Here is a 16,829-nt window from a genome sequence, read left to right as displayed (position 1 = left end):
AAGGCTTATTTTATTTAGCGGGAGTGTGCAGTGGCGACGTTATCCAGGCTTTTTATTCATCCGGTGAAATCCATGCGTGGTATCGGCGTGACGCACGCGCTGGCCGATATGAGCGGATTCGCCTTCGATCGTATTTTTATGATCACCGAGCCTGACGGTACGTTCATCACCGCACGTCAGTTCCCGCAGATGGTTCGCTTTACGCCTTCCCCGCTTCATGACGGATTGCATTTGACCGCGCCAGACGGTTCAAGCGTCGTGATCCGCTTTGCTGATTTTGCGCCGGTTGAAGCGCCAACGGAAGTGTGGGGCAATCATTTTACCGCGCGTATCGCGCCGGATAACATTAACCAGTGGCTGAGCGGCTTTTTCTCACGTGACGTTCAGCTGCGCTGGGTTGGGCCTACGCTGACTCGTCGCGTGAAACGCCACGACGCGGTTCCCCTCTCCTTTGCGGATGGTTTTCCCTTCCTGCTGACCAGCGAGGCCTCGCTGCGTGATTTACAAACCCGTTGCAAAGCCAGCGTGCAGATGGAGCAGTTTCGCCCGAATCTGGTGGTGACCGGAGCGGATGCCTGGGATGAAGATACCTGGAAAGTGATCCGCATCGGCAGCGTAATCTTTGATGTCGTGAAGCCGTGCAGCCGCTGTATTTTTACCACCGTCAGCCCGGAGAAAGGCCAGAAACACCCTTCCGGCGAACCGCTGAAAACCTTGCAGTCATTTCGTACCGCGCAGGATAACGGTGATGTCGACTTCGGCCAGAACCTGATCCCCCGCTCCAGCGGCGTAATCCGCGTGGGCGACGAGGTCGAAATTCTTACCCGCGGGCCTGCAAGAGTGTACGGCGCAGGCCAGGAAGAAGAAATGGTTGACGTTGTCACCAACGTCGCTTCCGCGGTGGATATTCACTGGGAAGGCAAAGTTATTCGTGGTAACAATCAGCAGGTGCTACTGGAACAGCTGGAGCAGGCGGGTATCCGCGTACCTTATTCCTGTCGCGCGGGGATTTGCGGATGCTGTCGCATTAAACTGGTCGATGGTGAAGTGAGTGCCCTGAAGAAATCTGCGATTGGCAGTGACGGCACGATCCTGTGCTGTAGCTGTGTACCGAAAACATCCGTACAGCTGGAAGCTTAAACCGCCTGTTCGAGGCTGAAGGAATCGACGCGCAGCTGAGGCTTCAGCCTGTCATTCATCACTTTGATGGCATCACCTAACTGCATGACTCGCCCGGCAATGGTCACGCCGGGTTGGGCCAGCAAACAGAGCGCAGCGTTTTCACCGGGTTCAACCACCAGCAAATTCACCTCTTCTTCGGTATCGCTCAGATTGACGCTGGCCGCATCGCCGATAGCCGGGGTCCAGCTCATACCGTGCGCGAGGAAATGCCAGCTTTTCGGCATTTGTGGTTTCAGGAAACGGATCGCCACCAGCGCATTTAGTACCAGTTCAGCGCGCTGTTCTTTGGAGAGATTGAAGTCGCGGCATTTTTCTTCAAAAGAGAAATAGAGTGCAGCGTCGTCAACGCAAAAGCCTGAGGGAGCAAACGCGTCTGGCGTTAACATTCGGCGCGCAAAACGAGAGCGAAACAACATGCCATTGGCTAAGTCGAGCATCATACGGTCATGCTCGTCACAAAAATACCAGCACCAGTTATCGTCAGGTTTAATTCGCATGTTTCTCTCCCGTCCCCAAAACGTCCTGTACTAAAAATGTCCTGTTTGCCGCTTCGCTTATAACACTAGTAATAAAAGACTATAATGTCTAAATAAGCAACAATGACGGAATATAAAACAACCAGGGCTGGAAATAAAGCCCTGGTTGTCTGATTAAGAGAAAAGATTAGATATGCGTGACAATTTCTTTAATCAATGGCGGCCCTTTAAAAATAAAGCCGGAATAAATTTGCACCAGTGAAGCCCCTGCCGCCATCTTCTCACGTGCAGCGATGACGGAATCAATGCCACCCACGCCAATAATCGGCAGCTGGCCTTTTAATTCCGCGGAGAGTGCGCGAATAATTTCGGTGCTTTTTAATTGTACCGGACGGCCACTTAATCCACCCGCTTCGTCACAGTTTTTCATTCCCTGGACGAGGGAGCGATCGAGCGTTGTATTGGTCGCAATCACACCATCAATATTATGGCGAACTAAACTGTCGGCAACCTGGATCAATTCCTCTGCCGAAAGATCCGGGGCGATCTTAACCGCGACCGGAACATATTTATGGTGGATCGCCTGTAGTGCCGTTTGTTTATTTTTAATGGCGCTAAGAAGATCGTCAAGCGCTTCGCCATATTGTAATGAACGCAGCCCTGGGGTGTTAGGCGAGGATATATTCACCGCGATATAACCGGCATAGGCATAGACTTTTTCCATACAAATCAGATAGTCATCTTTACCCTGCTCGACTGGCGTGTCTTTATTTTTGCCAATATTAATACCCAGCACACCATCAAAATGGGCTTTCTTAACGTTCTCAACCAGATGATCGACGCCAAGGTTATTAAAGCCCATGCGGTTGATCAGCCCCTCGGCTTCAACCAGGCGGAACAGACGTGGCTTGTCATTTCCCGGCTGCGGACGCGGCGTCACCGTCCCGATTTCGATCGAGCCAAAGCCCATCGCGCCGAGTGCATCAATGCATTCGCCATTTTTGTCCAGACCGGCCGCAAGGCCCAGTGGATTTTTGAACGTCAGGCCCATGCATTGGACGGGTTTTTCCGGCACGTTTTGACGCACCAGCGCGGCCAGAGGCGTTCCTGTAATACGACGTAACTGCTGAAATGTAAATTCATGAGCGCGCTCAGGATCGAGCTGGAAAAGGGCTTTACGAACGAAGGGGTAGTACATGAACTCTCCTGGATTCCCGGTGTGCAAACCGGGAGGGGATTATGTGCGATCCCGCCCGGAAAGGGAATTGACCTGTGGCAAAAAAAGCCATGTAAAACGCAATCGTTTACTTATCGGTTCGCTTCTTATGCTTTTTTCTGCATTCATCCTGAGGATAAATCATTTAGTGGAATAACCACGCAATGTCACACTCCTGAAAATTGTTATGAATGTTAGATAAAAGCAAACAATTAGTTATAAGGAGCAACCATGCGCGTCATTACCCTGGCCGGAAGCCCCCGCTTCCCCTCTCGATCCAGCGCACTGCTGGAATACGCTCGCGAAAAGCTTAATGCTCTGGATGTCGAAGTGTGTCACTGGAATTTGCACAATTTCGCGCCTGAAGATCTGCTCTACGCACGTTTCGACAGCCCGGCGCTGAAAACCCTGATCGAACAACTTAAGCGTGCTGACGGGCTGGTCGTCGCGACACCAATTTATAAAGCCTCTTTTTCCGGTGCACTGAAAACGCTGCTCGATCTGCTGCCCGAACGCGCGCTGGACGGTAAGGTCGTCCTGCCGCTGGCCACAGGCGGTACGGTAGCCCATTTACTGGCGGTGGATTATGCCCTCAAGCCAGTTCTGAACGCGCTGAAAGCGCAGGAGATCCTGCATGGCGTCTTCGCTGACGACTCACAGGTAATCGACTACCAGCATAAACCGCATTTCACGCCGAATCTGCAAACCCGCCTCGACAGCGCGCTTGAAACCTTCTGGCACGCCCTTAATCGCCGGGATCGCCACGCGGCGGCATTTCATCAATCACAAGGAGTGGCGCATGTTTAAAACAGTTACCCGTATCGGGCTGGCAGGTCTGCTGGCAGTGGCATCGCTGGCTCAGGCGGCGGAGAAAACGCCGGAGAGCCTGCGTATCGGTTATCAGAAAGGCAGCGTCAGCATGGTGCTGGCGAAAAGCCATGCGTTGCTGGAGAAACGTTTCCCGCAGACCAAATTCTCATGGGTCGAGTTCCCTGCCGGACCGCAGATGCTGGAGGCGCTGAACGTCGGGAGTATTGATTTAGGCAGCACCGGCGATATCCCGCCGATCTTTGCCCAGGCGGCCGGGGCGGATCTGGTTTACGTTGGCGTTGAACCCGCCAAGCCGAAGGCAGAGGTTATTTTGGTGCCGGAAAACAGCGAGATCAAAAGCGTCGCCGATCTCAAAGGTCATAAGGTTGCTTTCCAGAAAGGTTCCAGCTCGCATAACCTGCTGCTGCGCGCGTTGCAGGAGGCCAGCCTTAAATTCACCGATATCCAGCCCGTTTACCTGACGCCTGCCGATGCGCGCGCGGCGTTTCAGCAAAAAAATGTTGATGCCTGGGCTATCTGGGATCCGTACTACTCCGCCGCACTGTTGCAAGGCGGTGTGCGGGTGCTGAAAGACGGCACCACCCTGAAACAAACCGGTTCGTTCTACCTGGCGGCACGTCCTTACGCTGAAAAAAATGGCGCATTTATTCAGCAGGTGCTGGATACCTTCTCTCAGGCCGATGCGCTGACCCAAAGCCAGCGTCAGCAGAGCATCACGCTGCTGGCAAAAACCATGGGCCTGCCTGAACCGGTGATCGCCACCTATCTTGACCACCGTCCTCCCACCACCATAGCGCCGGTTGACGCCCACGTTGCCGCCCTCCAGCAGCAAACGGCAGACCTCTTTTATCAAAACCGCCTGGTTCCAAAGCAGGTGAATATTCGCGAACGCATCTGGCAACCCGCTGGCATTGAAGGAAAAAAATCATGAGTCTGAATCTTTTCTGGTTTTTACCCACCCACGGTGATGGACACTATCTTGGCACAGAAGAAGGCGCCCGCCCGGTCGATCACGGCTATCTACAGCAGATCGCCCAGGCGGCAGACCGCATCGGTTTTACCGGGGTGCTGATCCCGACGGGCCGTTCATGTGAGGATGCGTGGCTGGTTGCCGCGTCGATGATCCCCGTCACCCAGCGCCTGAAATTCCTGGTAGCCTTGCGCCCGAGCGTGGTGTCGCCCACCGTCGCGGCACGCCAGGCGGCAACGCTGGACAGGCTCTCCAACGGCCGCGCGCTGTTCAATCTGGTGACGGGCAGCGATCCGCAGGAGCTGGCGGGCGATGGCGTTTTTCTCGATCATACCGAGCGCTATGAAGCCTCCGCAGAGTTCACCCGCGTCTGGCGACGTCTGCTGGAAGGGGAAACCGTCACCTTCGAAGGAAAACATATCCACGTTCGCGATGCGCAACTCTACTTCCCGCCGGTACAACAGCCGCGCCCTCCCCTTTATTTCGGCGGATCGTCGGACGTGGCGCAGGAGCTGGCGGCTGAGCAGGTCGATCTCTATCTGACCTGGGGCGAGCCACCGGAGCTGGTTAAAGAGAAAATTGCTCAGGTACGCGCCAAAGCCGCAGAACATGGCCGTACGGTGCGCTTCGGCATTCGCCTGCACGTGATCGTACGCGAAACCAACGACGAGGCCTGGCAAGCTGCCGACCGTCTGATCGCTCATCTGGACGACGACACTATCGCCAAAGCACAGGCGGCGTTTGCCAAAACCGACTCAGTGGGCCAACACCGAATGGCCTCCCTGCACAACGGCAAGCGTGAAAATCTTGAGATCAGCCCGAACCTGTGGGCCGGGGTGGGTCTGGTGCGTGGCGGCGCCGGTACGGCGCTGGTCGGCGACGGTCCAACCGTAGCGGCACGCATTAATGAATACGCGGCGCTGGGGATCGACAGCTTTATCCTGTCTGGCTACCCGCATCTGGAGGAGGCCTACAAGGTGGGTGAACTGCTCTTCCCGCACCTGGATGTCGCTATCCCGGAGATTCCGCAGCCACGTCAGCTTCAGTTGCAGGGCGAAGCCGTGGCGAATGCGTTTATCCCGAGAAAAGTCGCGCAAAGTTAAGGAGCCACCATGTCTTCAACCGCACAAAAATGGCTGCTGCGCGCCGCACCGTGGTTTCTGCCCGTCGGCATTGTCCTCGTCTGGCAACTGGCGTCTTCAACTGGCTGGCTGTCGAGCCGTATTTTGCCCTCTCCGGAGGGCGTTGTGGAAGCGTTCTGGTCGCTAAGCGCCAGCGGTGAGCTGTGGCAACATCTTGCCATCAGCTCCTGGCGCGCGGTAATCGGCTTTTCGATTGGCGGGAGCATCGGCCTGACGCTGGGGCTGATCAGCGGCCTGTCCCGCTGGGGTGAGCGGCTGCTGGATACCTCCGTTCAAATGCTGCGTAACGTGCCGCATCTGGCGCTTATTCCGCTGGTTATCCTGTGGTTCGGCATTGATGAGAGCGCCAAAATTTTCCTCGTGGCGCTGGGAACATTATTCCCGATTTATATCAATACCTGGCATGGGATCCGCAATATCGATCGCGGTCTGGTTGAGATGGCCCGCAGCTATGGCCTGTCAGGTTTTGCCCTGTTTACCCATGTGATCCTGCCGGGCGCCCTGCCCTCCATTATGGTTGGGGTGCGTTTTGCGCTCGGCCTGATGTGGCTAACCCTGATCGTGGCGGAAACCATTTCGGCCAACTCCGGCATTGGTTATCTGGCGATGAACGCCCGCGAGTTCCTGCAAACGGACGTGGTGGTGGTTGCCATTATCCTTTATGCCCTGCTTGGCAAACTTGCGGACGTCAGCGCCCAGTGGCTGGAACGTAGCTGGCTGCGCTGGAACCCGGCCTACACCGCTCAGGAGGCGAAAGCATGAATACTGCACGACTGAACCAGGGAACACCGTTACTGCTGAACGGCGTGACCAAACGCTACGGCGACAACACCATTCTGAATGCACTGGATCTGCATATTCCTGCCGGACAGTTTGTGGCCGTTGTTGGCCGCAGCGGTGGCGGCAAGAGTACCCTGCTGCGTCTTTTAGCCGGGCTGGAGGCGCCAAACAGTGGTGACATTCTGGCGGGCACGACGCCGCTGTCCACGATTCAGGATGATACGCGCATGATGTTTCAGGACGCGCGTCTGCTGCCGTGGAAAACGGTGATGGATAACGTCGGGCTGGGCCTGAAGGGCAGCTGGCGGGAGGACGCCCGGCAGGCACTCGCCGCGGTAGGGCTGGAGAATCGCGCGGGAGAGTGGCCTGCGGCCCTGTCGGGTGGACAAAAGCAGCGCGTGGCCCTGGCACGCGCGCTGATTCATCGTCCCGGCCTGCTGCTGCTTGATGAACCGCTCGGCGCGCTTGATGCCCTGACGCGGATCGAGATGCAGGATCTGATTGAAACCCTCTGGCAGACGCACGGCTTTACGGTGCTGCTGGTGACGCATGACGTAAGCGAAGCTGTGGCAATGGCAGACAGGGTGCTGTTAATAGAAGAGGGTAAAATTGGTCTGGATCTGACGGTGGATATTCCACGTCCTCGCCGGGTGGGATCGGCCAGACTGGCGGAGCTGGAGGCGGAAGTGCTGGATAGAGTGATGAAACGTGGAGAAGCGGAGATTCAGCGGATAAAGGCTAATGCCTGATGCCCTCACCCCGGCCCTCTTCAACAGGGAGCACGGCGCAAGGGCAAATCGTAGGCCCGGTAAGCGAAGCGCCACCGGGCTTTTTTACATCAGGCCAGCGCCTTTGTAATCTTCTCGTACAGATCGCCAGACAAATTTTCCAGCCCTTTCAGCTGCTCAAGTGCGGCACGCATTTTCGCCTGACGCTGCGCATCGTAGCGTTTCAGGCGGATCAGTGGCTCAATCAGACGAGACGCCACCTGCGGGTTACGGCTGTTCAGCTCGGTCAGCATTTCAACCATGAACTGATATCCGCTGCCGTCTTCAGCATGGAACGCGGCCGGGTTGCTGCTGGCAAACGCGCCAATCAGGGAGCGGACGCGGTTCGGGTTGCTCATGGTGAACGAACGGTGCTTCAGCAGGCTGCGGACCTTGCTGAGTACATCGACTGCCGGGCTGGTGGCCTGAAGAATGAACCACTTGTCCATCACCAGACCATCCTGATGCCACCTGTCGTCGTACTCCTGCATAAGCGCATCGCGGCACGGCAGTTCGGCGGCAACGCTTGCGGCCAGCGCGGCCAGCGCATCCGTCATGTTATCGGCTTCGTGGTACTGCTTGCTGACCAGCGTGTTCGCCAGCTCTGCCTCACCAAATGCCAGATAGCGCAGGCAGGTATTGCGCAGGGAACGTTTACCGATATCCGCATGTTCCACCCGATACGCGTCCAGCTTGTTGGCGTTGTAAATTGCGAGGAACTCATCTGCCAGTTCGGTCGCCAGCGTGCGGGTCAGCGCTTCACGCACGGCGACGATCGCAATGGGGTCTATGATGTCAAACAGCTCGGCGATTTCAGTCGCAGACGGCAGCGTTAAAATTTCAGCCGCCAGCGCCGGATCAATATTCTCATCCAGCAGGATGGCACGGAACGCGTCTGCCACATGAACCGGCAGCGTCAGCGGCTGGCCCTGCTGGTAACGGTTCACGTTCAGCTTGATGTAGGTCGCCAGCAGGCTTTGTGCCGCATCCCAGCGCGAGAAATCGTTGCGCGCGTGACGCATCAGGAACGTCAGCTGCTGATCGCTCCACTTGTATTCGAGTTTCACCGGCGCGGAGAACTCGCACAGCAGGGCAGGAACGGGCTGGAAATAGACGTTATCGAAGATAAAGGTCTGCTCTGCCTGGGTCACGTTCAGCACATGATGCACCGGGTGGCCGCCCTTCTGTAACGGGATCACGTTGCCTTCGTTGTCGTACAGCTCAACGCTGAACGGAATGTGCAGCGGATGTTTCTCTTCCTGCTCCGCCGTTGGCGGCGTGCGCTGGCTGATGGTCAGCGTGTACTGCTCGGTTTCCGGGTTGTAGTCGTCTTTGACCGTCACAATCGGCGTACCGGCCTGGCTGTACCAGCGGCGGAAATGAGACAGATCGACGTTAGAGGCGTCTTCCATCGCCTGAACAAAATCGTCGCAGGTGGCCGCACTGCCGTCGTGACGCTCAAAGTAAAGCTGCATCCCTTTCTGGAAATTCTCTTCGCCCAGCAGGGTGTGGATCATGCGGATAATTTCAGCGCCTTTTTCATACACCGTCAGGGTGTAGAAGTTATTCATCTCAATGACTTTATCCGGGCGGATCGGGTGCGCCATTGGGCTGGCATCTTCTGCAAATTGCAGACCACGCATGGTGCGCACGTTGCTGATGCGGTTTACCGCCCGCGATCCCAGATCGGAGCTGAACTCCTGATCGCGGAAGACGGTTAAGCCCTCTTTCAGGCTCAACTGGAACCAGTCGCGGCAGGTGACGCGGTTCCCGGTCCAGTTATGGAAATATTCGTGGCCGATAACGCGTTCGATATCGAGGTAATCTTTATCCGTTGCGGTATCGGTACGCGCCAGCACGTATTTAGAGTTAAAGATGTTAAGACCTTTATTCTCCATCGCGCCCATATTGAAGAAATCGACAGCAACGATCATATAGATGTCGAGGTCATATTCGAGGCCAAAGCGCGTTTCATCCCACTTCATGGAGTTGATGAGGGAAGTCATGGCCCACGGGGCGCGGTCAAGGTTACCACGGTCCACGAACAGCTCCAGCGCGACTTCACGGCCAGAGCGCGTTTTAAAGGTGTCGCGCAGAACATCGAAATCGCCCGCCACCAGCGCAAACAGGTAGCAGGGTTTCGGGAACGGATCCTGCCACTGTACCCAGTGACGGCCATTCTCCAGTTCCCCTTCACCAATCCGGTTGCCGTTGGAAAGCAGGTACGGGTACAGCGTTTTGTCGGCAATAATTTTGGTGGTAAAGCGCGCCAGGACGTCCGGGCGATCCAGATACCAGGTAATGTGGCGGAACCCTTCGGCTTCACATTGGGTGCACAGGGCTACGCCTGACTGGTAAAGCCCTTCCAGCGCGGTATTGGCGGCAGGGCTGATTTCATTCACGATGCGCAGGGTAAAGCGTTCCGGCAGGTTGTCGATGACCAGCTGGTTGCCTTCTTCTTTATAGTCTGACCAGGCTTCATCATTAATATGCAGGGAAACCAGCGTCAGGTCTTCACCATCCAGACGCAGCGGCACGGCTGTCGCGCTCTGGCGCGTCACCTGGCTTACCGCCGTCACGACGGTTTTTGTGGCATCCAGGTCGAAGGTCAGATCGATATCGCTTATCAGGTAATCCGGCGCACGGTAGTCGTGGCGGTATTTAGCTTGTGGCTGTTGTGTCATAGAAAACCTTATGCATCGTTTGTCGAGTAACGATTCAATATATTCCGGTTGTGTAAAACGCGCTATGCAGAATGTTCATCTTTTCAGGCACAACGCCGTTTTTGCTACATTTTTATAACACGGGGCACGAAATGCGCTCGACCATAAAGTGTGCTTATGTTGTGATCGGGGTTCAATAAATCACTAAACAGGGTATACTCCGGAGTTGTTTATTGTACTAAACGCTCCCGTGAGAGGATGCTACAGCGCACCTATGACTCAATTCGCTTCTCCGGTTCTGCATACGTTGCTGGATACCGACGCGTACAAGCTGCATATGCAGCAAGCCGTGTTTCACCACTATCATGATGTTCATGTTGCGGCGGAATTTCGCTGCCGGGGTGACGACTTGCTGGGTATCTACGCAGATTCCATTCGTGAACAGGTCGATGCCATGCAGCATCTGGCGCTCACCGATGACGAATATCAGTGGCTTTCAGGCCTGCCTTTCTTTAAAGCGGACTATCTGAACTGGCTGCGTGAGTTCCGCTATAAGCCGGAACAGGTCACCGTCACCAATGATAACGGCAAGCTGGACATTCGTCTGACCGGCCCGTGGCGCGAAGTGATCATGTGGGAAGTGCCGCTTCTGGCCGTGATCAGCGAGCTGGCCCACCGTTATCGCTCCCCTGAAACTGGTGTAACGCAGGCGGTTGCCGCTCTGGAGAATAAACTCGTTGAGTTTTCCAGACTGACAGAAGGGCTGGATATGTCCCGCTTCCGTCTGATGGACTTTGGCACGCGCCGCCGCTTCTCTCGCGAGGTTCAGGAAGCCATTGTCAGACGTCTGCAACAGGAGCCGTGGTTCGTTGGCACCAGTAACTACGATCTGGCGCGTCGCCTTGATTTAACGCCGATGGGTACCCAGGCGCACGAATGGTTCCAGGCGCACCAGCAGATCAGCCCTGACCTTGCCAACAGCCAGCGCGCCGCCCTCGCCGCGTGGCTTGAGGAATACCCGGATCGGCTGGGTATTGCCCTTACCGACTGCATTACCATGGACGCGTTCCTGCGCGACTTTGGCCCTGAGTTTGCCGAACGCTACCAGGGTTTGCGCCATGATTCCGGGGACCCGGTTGAATGGGGTGAGAAAGCCATCGCCCATTACGAAAAACTGGGTATCGATCCCATGAGTAAGGTGCTGGTCTTCTCCGATAACCTTGACCTGGCGAAAGCCGTCGACCTTTATCGCCACTTCTCATCGCGGGTGAACCTGAGTTTCGGAATTGGTACGCGCTTAACCTGTGATATCCCCCAGGTGAAACCGCTGAACATCGTCATAAAGCTAGTGGAATGTAACGGTAAGCCGGTCGCGAAGCTCTCCGACAGCCCGGGCAAAACCATCTGCCATGACAAAGCGTTTGTCCGCGCATTACGTAAAGCCTTCGATCTGCCTCAGGTTAAAAAAGCCAGTTAACGGCTTCGGGGGAGCCTTCATGGCTCCCCTTCTCTTATTAATTTCTTATTTCTTCTCTTAAGACGGTGAAATTTACTTGTCTGATAGCGGATGGCAGGTAACATAGATATCCCCCCTATCAGGGCGGACAAGTGTTTATTTTTTCCGACTATTAACAGAGAGAATATTATGAGCGTTGTGCCTGTAGCCGACGTACTCCAGGGCCGTGTCGCCGTTGACCAGGAGGTCACCGTGCGCGGATGGGTGCGTACTCGCCGAGATTCTAAAGCTGGCATCTCCTTCCTCGCCGTCTATGACGGTTCCTGCTTTGATCCTGTACAGGCCGTCATTAATAATTCTCTGCCCAATTACAATGATGACGTTCTGCACCTGACAACCGGCTGTTCCGTGATCGTCACCGGTGTTGTGGTGGCCTCTCCGGGCCAGGGTCAGAGCTACGAAATTCAGGCGACCTCGGTGGAAGTGACCGGCTGGGTTGAAGATCCGGACACCTATCCGATGGCTGCAAAGCGTCACAGCATCGAATATCTGCGTGAAGTTGCGCACCTGCGTCCGCGCACCAACCTTATTGGTGCAGTGGCGCGCGTGCGTCATACGCTGGCGCAGGCGCTGCATCGATTCTTTGACGAGCAGGGTTACTTCTGGGTGTCTACTCCGCTGATCACGGCATCCGATACCGAAGGCGCAGGTGAAATGTTCCGCGTTTCAACGCTGGATATGGAAAACCTGCCACGTACGCCGGAAGGAAAAGTCGATTACGACAAAGACTTCTTTGGTAAAGAAGCCTTCCTGACGGTTTCCGGCCAGCTCAACGGCGAAACCTACGCCTGTGCGCTGTCTAAGATCTACACCTTCGGCCCAACCTTCCGTGCGGAAAACTCTAACACCAGCCGTCACCTGGCGGAATTCTGGATGCTGGAGCCGGAAGTCGCCTTTGCCGATCTGAATGACGTGGCTGGCCTGGCAGAAGCGATGCTGAAATACGTGTTCAAAGCCGTTCTCGAAGAACGCGCAGACGACATGAAATTCTTCGCTGAGCGTGTCGATAACGACGCCATCGCCCGTCTTGAACGCTTCGTCTCCGCAGACTTCGCGCAGGTGGATTACACCGACGCGGTCGCTATCCTGGAAAAATGCGGTGAGAAATTCGAAAACCCGGTTTACTGGGGCGTGGATCTCTCCTCCGAGCATGAACGTTATCTGGCAGAGAAGCACTTCAAAGCACCGGTTGTGGTGAAAAACTATCCGAAAGACATTAAGGCGTTCTATATGCGCCTTAACGAAGATGGTAAAACCGTTGCCGCGATGGATGTTCTGGCGCCGGGCATCGGTGAGATCATCGGTGGCTCCCAGCGTGAAGAGCGCCTGGATGTGCTGGACGCGCGTATGCAGGAGATGGGCCTGAACCCGGCGGACTACAGCTGGTATCGCGATCTCCGTCGTTACGGCACCGTTCCGCACTCTGGCTTTGGCCTGGGCTTCGAACGTCTGATTGCTTACGTAACAGGTGTTCAGAACGTACGTGATGTGATTCCGTTCCCACGTACACCGCGTAACGCAAGTTTCTAACCGACCAAATCATTAATGGCCAGCAAATGCTGGCCATTATTTTATCCTGCAATGTCAGTTTTCGTCAGTCAAAAGTAAGCGTCTATAAACCACAACCCCGCAATTCCCTCTACCTGTTACGTTTTGTTTCCACGAAATATCCTTAGACAAAAAAATAACCCTATTCTTATTGCGCTTAATACAATCCTTACGTAATAGCACAAAAAACAACCACTTTCACAGCCATCTGGATGGCTTTTGTCGATTATAAGAAAAAATGAGCCGTTTAACTTCTGTTTATACGAAAGGCCTTTAGCTAAATTAAACATAAGGAAATCATATATATAAGAATAAAGTGGAGGTTTAATTCACCAGAACGCGCTGAAGTTTGAGGTGCTTCACAAAGTTCCCAAAAATACATATTTAGTTACACATATTTTCTTTTGGTAACTGAATCTTGAAGATTGTAGCACTTTCAATGTAGCGAAACGGTTCTATGAATGGAAAGATGCCTGTCAGACACATAAAGACACCTAACTCTCATCAATAGTTCCGGAAATATTTATTGACAGAATTTATTGACGGCAGTGGCGAGTGTCATAAAAAAACCAATGAGGGTAATAAATAATGATGAAGCGCAATATCCTGGCAGTGGTAGTCCCTGCCCTGCTGGTAGCCGGTGCAGCAAACGCTGCTGAAATCTATAACAAAGACGGCAACAAATTAGATCTTTACGGGAAAGCAGTTGGCCTGCATTACTTCTCTGATTACGCGGGCAACGATGGCGACAACACTTACGCGCGTCTGGGCTTCAAAGGTGAAACTCAGATCAACGATCAGCTGACTGGCTACGGTCAGTGGGAATACAACTTCCAGGGTAACAACTCTGAAGGCGGCGATGCGCAGAACGGCAACAAAACCCGTCTGGCATTCGCAGGTCTGAAATTCGGTGACGCAGGCTCCTTCGACTACGGTCGTAACTACGGTCTGGTCTATGACGCAATCGGCATCACCGATATGCTGCCTGAGTTTGGCGGCGACACCGGCGCGAGCGATAACTTCTTCGCAGGCCGTACGGGTGGTCTGGCGACTTACCGTAACAGCAACTTCTTCGGCCTGGTTGACGGTCTGAACTTTGGTGTTCAGTACCTGGGCAAAAATGAACGTGATGACGCGGTACGTTCCAACGGCGACGGCTGGGCGACCTCTCTGAGCTATGACTACGAAGGCTTCGGCATTGTCGGTGCTTATGGCGCCGCTGACCGTACCAACAACCAGCAGACTCTGGAATGGGGTGAAGGCGACAAAGCTGAACAGTGGGCAACCGGCCTGAAATACGACGCGAACAACATCTACCTGGCAGCCATTTATGGCGAAATGCGTAACGCAGCGCGCCTGGGCAGCCGTGGTTTCGCTAACAAGTCTCAGGACTTCTCTGTTGTCGCTCAGTACCAGTTCGATTTCGGCCTGCGTCCATCCATCGCTTACTACAAATCTAAAGCGAAAGACGTAGAAGGTATCGGTGACGAAGACTACATCAACTACGTTGATATCGGTGCGACCTACTACTTCAACAAAAACATGTCTACCTATGTTGACTATCAGATCAACCAGCTGAAAGACGACAACAAGCTGGGCATCAACAACGACGACATCGTGGCTCTGGGTCTGGTTTACCAGTTCTAATCAGCACACCTCGTTGCTATATGCTTAATGAACAGGGCTTCGGCCCTGTTTTTTTATTCCCGAGAGAAAATAATAGCGACTTTTGAAAAGCCGCACGCTTTTCGTCGCAAACGGTTGGCATTTTGTAAATCTACCGTTAACCTGATAGCGGATTTCACTTCTGTAATCACAATGGAACTTCGTCATGTTTGAGAACATTACTGCCGCTCCTGCCGACCCAATTCTGGGCCTGGCCGATCTGTTTCGTGCCGACGACCGCCCTGGCAAAATCAACCTGGGTATTGGTGTATATAAAGATGAAACCGGCAAAACTCCGGTACTGACCAGCGTCAAAAAAGCTGAGCAGTATCTGCTGGAAAACGAAACCACCAAAAACTACCTCGGTATTGATGGTATCCCTGAATTTGGTCGCTGCACCCAGGAGCTGCTGTTCGGCAAAGGCAGCACCATTGTGAGCGAAAAACGCGCCCGCACGGCGCAGACCCCAGGCGGTACCGGCGCACTGCGCGTGGCGGCAGATTTCCTGGCGAAAAACACCTCTGTGAAGCGTGTCTGGGTAAGCAATCCAAGCTGGCCGAACCACAAGAGCGTGTTTAATTCTGCGGGTCTGGAAGTCCGTGAATACGCCTACTATGACGCGGCAAACCATGCGCTGGACTTCGATGGTTTGCTGGCCAGCCTGAGCGAAGCCCAGGCGGGCGATGTGGTGCTGTTCCATGGCTGCTGCCATAACCCAACTGGTATCGATCCTACGCTTGAACAGTGGGAACAGCTGGCTAAGCTGTCCGTTGAAAAAGGCTGGCTGCCGCTGTTCGACTTCGCTTACCAGGGCTTTGCCCGTGGTCTGGAAGAAGATGCTGAAGGTCTGCGCGCATTCGCCGCCGTCCATCAGGAGCTGATTGTCGCAAGCTCCTATTCCAAGAACTTTGGTCTGTATAACGAGCGTGTCGGCGCCTGTACGCTGGTGGCCGCTGACGATCAAACTGTCGATCGCGCATTCAGCCAGATGAAGTCCGTGATCCGCGCTAACTACTCCAACCCACCGGCACACGGTGCGTCTGTAGTTGCGACGATCCTGAGCAACGATGCGCTGCGCGCAATCTGGGAACAAGAGCTGAACGATATGCGTCAGCGCATTCAACGCATGCGTCTGCTGTTTGTGAACACGCTGGCTGAGAAAGGCGCCGACCGTGACTTCAGCTTCATCATCAAGCAGAACGGCATGTTCTCCTTCAGCGGCCTGACCAAAGAGCAGGTGCTGCGCCTGCGTGAAGAGTTTGGCGTCTATGCCGTTGCCTCTGGCCGCGTGAACGTTGCAGGTATGACGCCTGACAACATGGCACCACTGTGCGAAGCCATTGTCGCGGTGCTGTAACCTGCACCCATAAAAAAAGCCTGCATCGCGCAGGCTTTTTTATTGAAAGGGTTTACCAGACAGGCATTTCATCCTGAAGGAACGGGTTATGCAACCGCTCATCGCTCAGCGTTGACATTGGTCCGTGTCCAGGGATAAACGTCACATCATCACCTAACGGTAATAACTTCTGCTTAATCGACTGAATCAGCTGACCGTGATCGCCGCGTGGGAAATCGCTGCGTCCTACGCCCCCTTTGAAAATCACGTCACCGGAAATCAGCAGACGCGACGCGTCATCAAAGAAGACAATATGGCCAGGCGTATGCCCGGGGCAATGCAACACCTGTAAAGTTACATTCCCTACGTTAACGCGATCGCCTTCGTTCAGCCAGCGGTCCGGTGTCAGTGGCTGACAGTCATCCAGACCAAACATGCGGCTTTGGGCAGGCAGCCCCTGAAGCCAGAACTCATCTTCTTTTTCCGGGCCGATAATCGGCACACCGTAGTGTTCAGCCAGTTCAGCCGCTGCACCCACATGGTCAAGATGGCCATGGGTCAGTAAAATCTGCATCAGCGTTACACCGCTGGCAGCAACTTCCTGCTTGATTGTCTCAGCGTCGCCACCGGGATCAACAAGCGCGGCCAGTTTAGTTTGTTCACACCAGATCAATGAACAGTTCTGTGAGAACGCGGTAACCGGAATAATACGATAGTTCATACTGCTCCTGTGTTTC

14 protein-coding genes are annotated in these 16,829 nt (G+C 54.5%); 10 read left to right on the top strand and 4 right to left on the bottom strand.

Translation table 11 applies throughout. The annotated features are described in order from the left end of the window. Positions 1-30 precede the first annotated feature (30 nt). A complete protein-coding gene (locus ACOT1A_RS11545) occupies positions 31-1,140 on the top strand; it encodes a YcbX family protein (protein WP_276170348.1) in 1,110 nt (369 codons plus the stop codon). Here ACOT1A_RS11545 and zapC read toward each other — a convergent pair. Together zapC and pyrD are read right to left on the bottom strand one after the other, a co-directional pair. Then, positions 1,137-1,679: a cell division protein ZapC gene (gene zapC, locus ACOT1A_RS11540; RefSeq protein ID WP_022647648.1), complete on the bottom strand. Its 543-nt coding sequence runs from the start codon at positions 1,677-1,679 to the stop codon at positions 1,137-1,139. The two genes, ACOT1A_RS11545 and zapC, sit on opposite strands and share 4 nt — an antisense overlap. A 166-nt stretch (positions 1,680-1,845) precedes the next feature. Beyond that, entirely contained in the window at positions 1,846-2,856 is a 1,011-nt protein-coding gene (pyrD, locus tag ACOT1A_RS11535) for a quinone-dependent dihydroorotate dehydrogenase (protein WP_015570907.1), read from the bottom strand. A 249-nt stretch (positions 2,857-3,105) separates the two neighbouring features. On the opposite strand from pyrD, the gene ssuE reads away from it, so the two are divergent. Genes ssuE through ssuB form a run of 5 tightly spaced genes read left to right on the top strand, consistent with a single transcriptional unit; the run spans position 3,106 to position 7,346 of the window. Further along, a complete protein-coding gene (ssuE, locus tag ACOT1A_RS11530; RefSeq protein WP_022647647.1) occupies positions 3,106-3,681 on the top strand; it encodes an NADPH-dependent FMN reductase in 576 nt (191 codons plus the stop codon). After that, positions 3,674-4,636, top strand: coding sequence for a sulfonate ABC transporter substrate-binding protein (locus ACOT1A_RS11525; RefSeq protein WP_048965566.1), 963 nt, complete (start codon positions 3,674-3,676; stop codon positions 4,634-4,636). Before ssuE ends, ACOT1A_RS11525 begins: the two co-directional genes overlap by 8 nt. Next, entirely contained in the window at positions 4,633-5,778 is a 1,146-nt protein-coding gene (gene ssuD / locus ACOT1A_RS11520; RefSeq protein ID WP_017384817.1) for an FMNH2-dependent alkanesulfonate monooxygenase, read from the top strand. The genes ACOT1A_RS11525 and ssuD overlap by 4 nt, the downstream gene beginning before the upstream one ends. A 9-nt stretch (positions 5,779-5,787) precedes the next feature. Further along, the gene (gene ssuC, locus ACOT1A_RS11515) at positions 5,788-6,579 is read left to right on the top strand and encodes an aliphatic sulfonate ABC transporter permease SsuC (protein ID WP_023299738.1); all 792 of its coding nucleotides are present in this window, start codon (positions 5,788-5,790) and stop codon (positions 6,577-6,579) included. Next, positions 6,576-7,346 (top strand): aliphatic sulfonates ABC transporter ATP-binding protein, encoded by a 771-nt coding sequence (gene ssuB / locus ACOT1A_RS11510; protein WP_022647644.1) that lies wholly within the window; start codon positions 6,576-6,578, stop codon positions 7,344-7,346. Before ssuC ends, ssuB begins: the two co-directional genes overlap by 4 nt. Before the next feature lie 89 nt (positions 7,347-7,435). On the opposite strand, the gene pepN is transcribed toward ssuB, so the two are convergent. Continuing rightward, a complete protein-coding gene (pepN, locus tag ACOT1A_RS11505) occupies positions 7,436-10,048 on the bottom strand; it encodes an aminopeptidase N (protein WP_105322610.1) in 2,613 nt (870 codons plus the stop codon). 253 nt (positions 10,049-10,301) lie between these two features. On the opposite strand from pepN, the gene pncB reads away from it, so the two are divergent. The 4 genes from pncB to ACOT1A_RS11485 all read left to right on the top strand — a co-directional run bounded on the left by pncB (position 10,302) and on the right by ACOT1A_RS11485 (position 16,113). Next, positions 10,302-11,504 carry a nicotinate phosphoribosyltransferase gene (gene pncB, locus ACOT1A_RS11500; protein ID WP_023299736.1) on the top strand — a complete coding sequence of 401 codons (1,203 nt, stop codon included), beginning with the start codon at positions 10,302-10,304 and terminating at the stop codon, positions 11,502-11,504. Between the two features lie 168 nt (positions 11,505-11,672). Next, positions 11,673-13,073 carry an asparagine--tRNA ligase gene (gene asnS / locus ACOT1A_RS11495; protein ID WP_003858191.1) on the top strand — a complete coding sequence of 467 codons (1,401 nt, stop codon included), beginning with the start codon at positions 11,673-11,675 and terminating at the stop codon, positions 13,071-13,073. A gap of 606 nt (positions 13,074-13,679) precedes the next feature. Next, positions 13,680-14,738, top strand: coding sequence for a porin OmpF (gene ompF, locus ACOT1A_RS11490; protein ID WP_022647640.1), 1,059 nt, complete (start codon positions 13,680-13,682; stop codon positions 14,736-14,738). A 184-nt stretch (positions 14,739-14,922) separates the two neighbouring features. After that, a complete protein-coding gene (locus ACOT1A_RS11485) occupies positions 14,923-16,113 on the top strand; it encodes an amino acid aminotransferase (RefSeq protein ID WP_023299734.1) in 1,191 nt (396 codons plus the stop codon). A gap of 52 nt (positions 16,114-16,165) precedes the next feature. On the opposite strand, the gene ACOT1A_RS11480 is transcribed toward ACOT1A_RS11485, so the two are convergent. Beyond that, entirely contained in the window at positions 16,166-16,813 is a 648-nt protein-coding gene (locus ACOT1A_RS11480) for an MBL fold metallo-hydrolase (protein ID WP_105322609.1), read from the bottom strand. Positions 16,814-16,829 lie beyond the last annotated feature (16 nt).

Source organism: Enterobacter cloacae complex sp. SYL003 (assembly GCF_049236925.1).
Classification (GTDB): Bacteria; Pseudomonadota; Gammaproteobacteria; order Enterobacterales; family Enterobacteriaceae; genus Enterobacter; species Enterobacter intestinihominis.
This window is presented reverse-complemented; position numbering and strand designations above follow the sequence as displayed.

Coding starts and splice junctions, on each gene's coding strand:
- ACOT1A_RS11480 (WP_105322609.1), bottom strand. CDS start 16,813: ATGAACTATCGTATTATTCCGGTTACCGCGTTCTCACAGAACTGTTCA.
- ssuB (WP_022647644.1), top strand. CDS start 6,576: ATGAATACTGCACGACTGAACCAGGGAACACCGTTACTGCTGAACGGC.
- ssuE (WP_022647647.1), top strand. CDS start 3,106: ATGCGCGTCATTACCCTGGCCGGAAGCCCCCGCTTCCCCTCTCGATCC.
- pncB (WP_023299736.1), top strand. CDS start 10,302: ATGACTCAATTCGCTTCTCCGGTTCTGCATACGTTGCTGGATACCGAC.
- pyrD (WP_015570907.1), bottom strand. CDS start 2,856: ATGTACTACCCCTTCGTTCGTAAAGCCCTTTTCCAGCTCGATCCTGAG.
- ssuD (WP_017384817.1), top strand. CDS start 4,633: ATGAGTCTGAATCTTTTCTGGTTTTTACCCACCCACGGTGATGGACAC.
- ompF (WP_022647640.1), top strand. CDS start 13,680: ATGATGAAGCGCAATATCCTGGCAGTGGTAGTCCCTGCCCTGCTGGTA.
- ACOT1A_RS11525 (WP_048965566.1), top strand. CDS start 3,674: ATGTTTAAAACAGTTACCCGTATCGGGCTGGCAGGTCTGCTGGCAGTG.
- asnS (WP_003858191.1), top strand. CDS start 11,673: ATGAGCGTTGTGCCTGTAGCCGACGTACTCCAGGGCCGTGTCGCCGTT.
- ssuC (WP_023299738.1), top strand. CDS start 5,788: ATGTCTTCAACCGCACAAAAATGGCTGCTGCGCGCCGCACCGTGGTTT.
- ACOT1A_RS11485 (WP_023299734.1), top strand. CDS start 14,923: ATGTTTGAGAACATTACTGCCGCTCCTGCCGACCCAATTCTGGGCCTG.
- zapC (WP_022647648.1), bottom strand. CDS start 1,679: ATGCGAATTAAACCTGACGATAACTGGTGCTGGTATTTTTGTGACGAG.
- pepN (WP_105322610.1), bottom strand. CDS start 10,048: ATGACACAACAGCCACAAGCTAAATACCGCCACGACTACCGTGCGCCG.